The sequence below is a fragment of the Streptomyces niveiscabiei genome (genome assembly GCF_033794345.1).
Taxonomy (GTDB): domain Bacteria; phylum Actinomycetota; class Actinomycetes; order Streptomycetales; family Streptomycetaceae; genus Streptomyces; species Streptomyces niveiscabiei.
Window position 1 is genome coordinate 1 of record NZ_JARAYJ010000088.1, and the last position, 5,397, is coordinate 5,397.

Sequence of the window (5,397 nt, forward strand, 5' to 3'; positions counted from 1 at the left end):
GGACGACCTGGTGCGCGGGGCGATCGGCGCGATCGTCCTCGTCGACACGCGCCGCCTCGCCGACTGCTTCCCGGCCGTGGACTACTTCGAGAACAGCGGGCTGCCGTTCGTCATCGCGCTGAACGGCTTCGATGGGAGCCAGCCGTACTCGCCGGACGAGGTCCGCGAGGCGCTCCAGATCGGGCCCGACACCCCGATCATCACGACCGACGCGCGGCACCGTGCCGACGCGAAGTCGGCGCTGATCACGCTGGTGGAGCACGCGCTGATGGCCCGCCTGCGCTGATGATCAAGTGGACGCTGCCGTAGGGCAGTTGTCGTAGACTCACCCGGAGCCGGCTGTGGCCTTTGACACGGTCGGCTTCGGTGTTCATAACGTTTCGGCAGAGGAATCGGGTGGTACCGCCACGCGTCGCGGTCATGCGGTACCGCTGTGCGCATGGCGGCCCCGTCTTTTGACGGGGCTCGCTCTGTATGACCGTTTTATGAGCGCTTTACATCACACGTAATCGGCTCTTCTCACTGTTTGGAAGAGCACTGTTCGCCATGCTGGAATGCCTGAACTGCCCAATAGTCAATGACGTAACTAGCTACGAACGCAGTCGATGGCTGGCTGGGCGTTGAGACACTGCCGCCGAGAGGTTGTTGGTCGAGTGAGGCGAAGCAAGAAAAGTCCCGAGCCTGAGGCCCGGGGCAACTTCACCCCGCCGCCGCGCGGAGCGGCGACCGCCCCCGTCCCGGGCTCGGAGCCCCAGAGCGCGCCCGCCAAGAGCGGTGGCCGGCTCTCCCCCCGCAACTGGCGGGTGCCCACCAGGCTGAACGCGATCCTGCTCATACCCGTGGTGGTCGGCCTCGTGATGGGCGGCTTCCAGGTGAAGGGCTCGATCGACACCTGGCAGGAGGCGCAGGACGCGGAGAACACCGCGAAGCTGGTACGCGCCGCGCTGACCTACAGCAACGCCCTCCTCGTCGAACGCGACGTCACCGCCGCCCCCCTGCTCCAGGGCAAGGGCGAGAACGACCCGACCGTGGTCGCCGCCCGCAAGGCCACCGACAAGGCGTCCGACGAGTTCGACGCCGCCGCGCAGAACATGCCCCGGCGCGCCAACCTCGTCCGGCGCCTGGACGGCTTCCGCGAGGTCGAGCCCCGGCTCCAGACGATCCGCGCGGACGCCTACACCGCCAAGATGACCGGCGTGAAGACGGAGGAGGGGTACGTCGACGTCGAGCACAAGCTCCTGGAGTTCTCCAACGAGCTGGGCCTCGGCACCGGCAACATCACCTCCTACGGCCGGACGGTCTACGCGCTCGCACTCGGGCAGGGCGCGCTCTCCCTCCAGCGCTCCATCGGCATGCACCTGCTGATCAAGCCGGGCACCAGCCAGACGAGCCTCTCCCAGCAGCGGGTCGCCCTCACCTCGTACGCCTACCTGGAGAACATCGCGACCCAGGAGTACCAGAGCGGCGGCACCGAGTCGGACATCGCGAAGCTGGCGGCGGCCCAGAAGCAGATCCAGGCCGACGCGGCGACGATGATCCAGGAGCAGAAGGCCAAGAACCCGGACTACGTCGCGCCGCCGACCGACCCGGTGCAGTTCCTGACCGCGATCGCCTCCATCCAGTCGACGGACGCCAGTGAGCGCGCGGCGCTCGCCGAGCAGGGGGTCACCGCCGAGAACTGGTGGGCCATGACGACCCTCAAGTTCGACGCGTACCGCAAGATCGAGTCGGGCCTGTCGGACACCGCGGTGAACGAGGCCTCGACCATCGCGTCCGACGCCCAGCGCGACGCGTACATCACGGGTGCCGCGGTCGTCGTCGCCCTGCTGCTCGCGTTCATCCTCGCCTCGGCCGTCGCCCGGCAGATGTCCCGCTCGATGCGCCAGCTGCGCAACGCGGCCTTCGGGATCGCCGAGCAGCGCCTGCCGATGCTGGTCGACCAGCTCTCCCGGACCGACCCGGGCCGGGTGGACACGCGGGTCGCGCCGATCCCGATCAACACGACGGACGAGATCGGCGAGGTCGCCCGCGCCTTCGACCAGGTCCACCGCGAGGCCGTGCGGCTCGCCGCCGAGCAGGCCCTGCTGCGGGGCAACATCAACGCGATCTTCACCAACCTCTCGCGCCGCAACCAGTCGCTGATCGAGGGCCAGCTGACCCTCATCACCGACCTGGAGAACAACGAGGCCGACCCGGACCAGCTGGAGAACCTCTTCCGCCTGGACCACCTCGCGACCCGTATGCGCCGCAACGGCGAGAACCTCCTCGTCCTCGCCGGCGAGGAGCCGGGCCGCCGCTGGGACCAGCCGGTCCCGCTGGTCGACGTGTTGCGCGCCGCCTCCTCCGAGGTGGAGCAGTACGAGCGCATCGAGCTGTCCGGCGTGCCGGAGGCCGAGATCCACGGCCGCGCGGTCACCGACCTCGTGCACCTGCTCGCCGAGCTGCTGGAGAACGCGACCACGTTCTCCTCCCCGCAGACCAAGGTCCGGGTCACCGCGACGCGTCTTCCCGACGGCCGCGTGATGATCGAGATCCACGACAAGGGCATCGGCCTCACCGCCGAGGACTTCGCGGACATCAACCACAAGCTGGCCAACCCGCCGACCGTGGACGCCGCGATCTCGCAGCGCATGGGCCTCTTCGTGGTCGGCCGCCTCTCCGACCGGCACGGCATCCGCGTCCAGCTGCGGCCCTCGGGCGAGCAGGCCGGGACGACGTCGCTGGTCATGCTGCCGGACGCGATCACGCACGGCGGTGGTGGCGAACAGCAGCCCGAGCAGGACCAGTTCACGGTCTCGCAGATCATCCCCGAGCAGCAGTTCGGCAAGCCCGGCGGCGAGAACTTCGGCCAGCCGCAGCAGCCGCCGATGCGTACGGCGGCCGAACTCGGCTTCGACGACACCCGCTACGAGGTGCCGGACGACATCCGCGACCTGGACCCGGTGGGCCGCTCGCTGATGCGCGAGGAGCGGCGGGCGGCGCTGGAGGCGCCCCAGCAGCCCGAGGCACCGTTCGGCGGTCCGCAGCAGACGCAGGGTCCGCAGCAGACACAGGAGACGCCGCTGTACGGGGATTCCTTCACGGATTCTCCGCAAGTCACCCAGCAGACTCCGCAACTCCCCTACGGATCCCCGCAGAACGGCTTCGACGGGGCTGCCACGGGCTTCGTGGAGCAGCCCCAGGCTCCCCAGACCCCCTACGGCACGCAGTCGCCGTACGAGGGCGCACAGCAGCCGTCGTACGAGGAGCCGTACTTCGCGTCGCAGGCTCCCGCGAACGGCGGCGGGGGTTACCCGGAGCCGGGCGCGCAGGACAACGGGGCCGGCGCCTCGAACGGGTACCCGTCCTTCGAGCAGCCCTCCTACCAGGACGACTGGCCGCAGCAGGACGACTACCGCAACGGCTACCCGGACCAGTACGCTCCCGAAGCGGAATCCGCGCAGGTCGCTGACGCGGCCGAGGCGGAGCCCGTAGGCTTCGAGCAACCGGGACCGGCCCCCTCCGCCGCCCACTCGCTGACCGACGCCGGGCTTCCGCGCCGCGGCGGCGGGGCGAACGGGACCGCACAGCCCGAGCGGCAGCAGGAGACCCCGGCTCCGGCGGCTTCCGGCAGCTTCAACGGCTTCGGCGGGGGTGAGAGCGCAGGTGGTGATGACGACTCCTGGCGTTCCGCGAACGACGAACGCTGGCAGCAGGCTTCGCAGTTGCGCAAGCCCAAGGCGGGCGGGGTCACCTCCTCCGGCCTGCCGCGGCGGGTGCCCAAGGCCAACCTGGTCGAGGGCGCCGCGGAAGCCACCCACCAGGGGGGTCCCCAGATCTCCCGCGCCCCGGAGGACGTCCGAGGCAGGTTGAGCAACCTGCGCCGAGGAGTTCAGCGCGGGCGCAGTGCAGGCAGTGAAACGAACGGTCAGGCCACGTGGAATGAGCACAGTGGCTCTGACAGCACCTACAACCAGGAGCGTTAGTGTGAGCCCGATGAGCCAGGCGGCACAGAACCTGAACTGGTTGATCACCAACTTCGTGGACAACACCCCGGGGGTGTCCCACACCGTGGTGGTCTCCGCCGACGGACTCCTTCTGGCGATGTCCGAAGGCTTCCCCCGCGACCGCGCCGACCAGCTCGCGGCCGTCGCCTCCGGTCTGACGTCCCTGACGGCAGGCGCCTCCCGGATCTTCGAGGGAGGTGCCGTGAATCAGACGGTTGTGGAGATGGAGCGAGGGTTCCTCTTCATCATGTCCGTATCCGACGGCTCCTCCCTCGCCGTTCTCGCCCACCCCGAGGCGGACATCGGCCTCATCGGGTACGAGATGGCACTTCTGGTGGACCGTGCCGGTTCGGTCCTGACGCCCGATCTTCGTGCGGAGCTCCAGGGGAGCCTGCTCAACTAGCAGACGGACGGTGCGTTTTGGCGTCCCGAGGCCGTAGGGTTTCGGGACGCGGCACAGTCGGAGGAGGAGAGAAAGTGGCAACACCCCCAGGCGGTTCCCATCCGGGCGATTGGTCGTACGGCCCTGGCCACGGCGAGAACGCACCGAACCCGAACCGCTACAACTTCCCCTCCGCACCCAGCCAGCCACGACAGCCGTACGCCCCGCAGGGACCCGGCCCGTCCCCGTACGACCAGCAGCCGCCGGCCGCGCCGCGCATCCAGCCGGTGCAGCCGCCGCAGCGCCGCACACCGGAGCCGTCGCCCGCCGGCTCCTCGAACAACCCCCTGGTGCGTCCGTACGCCATGACCGGCGGCCGGACGCGCCCGCGCTACCAGCTCGCCATCGAGGCGCTGGTGCACACCACCGCGCAGCCGCACCAGATGCAGGGGCAACTGCCCGAGCATCAGCGGATCTGCAACCTGTGCCGTGAGATCAAGTCGGTGGCCGAGATCTCGGCGTTGCTGACCATTCCTCTCGGCGTGGCCAGGATTCTCGTCGCCGACTTGGCGGAGGCGGGCCTGGTCGCCATTCATCAGCCCGGCGGCGACGAGAACGCCGGAGGCCAGCCAGACGTGACTTTGCTCGAAAGGGTGCTCAGTGGACTTCGCAAGCTCTAGCGGAGGGCCTTCCCGCTCCACCACGTCCGCGAAGATCGTGGTGGCGGGCGGCTTCGGCGTGGGCAAGACCACGTTCGTTGGTGCTGTCTCGGAGATCAATCCGCTGCGTACCGAGGCCGTGATGACGTCCGCTTCCGCGGGCATCGACGACCTCACCCACACGGGGGACAAGACGACGACGACCGTCGCCATGGACTTCGGTCGTATCACGCTCGACCAGGACCTCATCCTGTACCTCTTCGGTACGCCCGGCCAGGACCGGTTCTGGTTCATGTGGGACGACCTGGTGCGCGGGGCGATCGGCGCGATCGTCCTCGTCGACACGCGCCGCCTCGCCGACTGCTTCCCG

The 5,397-nt window shown here is 69.3% G+C and carries 5 protein-coding genes; all 5 read left to right on the forward strand.

Annotated features, from left to right (window positions below; translation table 11 throughout):
- A partial coding sequence (locus tag PV682_RS43830; protein ID WP_319738524.1) for a GTP-binding protein occupies positions 1-286 on the forward strand: 286 nt, incomplete at its 5' end.
- Positions 287-653: 367 nt separating this feature from the next.
- On the forward strand, positions 654-3,965 hold the full coding sequence (locus PV682_RS43835) for a sensor histidine kinase (RefSeq protein ID WP_319738525.1): 3,312 nt from the start codon (positions 654-656) through the stop codon (positions 3,963-3,965).
- Positions 3,966-3,975: 10 nt separating this feature from the next.
- Entirely contained in the window at positions 3,976-4,389 is a 414-nt protein-coding gene (locus PV682_RS43840) for a roadblock/LC7 domain-containing protein (protein WP_007384910.1), read from the forward strand.
- Between the two features lie 74 nt (positions 4,390-4,463).
- Positions 4,464-5,048, forward strand: coding sequence for a DUF742 domain-containing protein (locus PV682_RS43845; protein ID WP_055721150.1), 585 nt, complete (start codon positions 4,464-4,466; stop codon positions 5,046-5,048).
- Positions 5,029-5,397: GTP-binding protein (locus PV682_RS43850; protein ID WP_046592961.1), on the forward strand; the 369-nt coding region annotated here is incomplete at its 3' end. The genes PV682_RS43845 and PV682_RS43850, both read left to right, overlap by 20 nt.

Bases quoted from the DNA above. Each gene is read 5' to 3' on its own strand.
- PV682_RS43840 (WP_007384910.1), top strand. From the start codon at position 3,976: ATGAGCCAGGCGGCACAGAACCTGAACTGGTTGATCACCAACTTCGTG.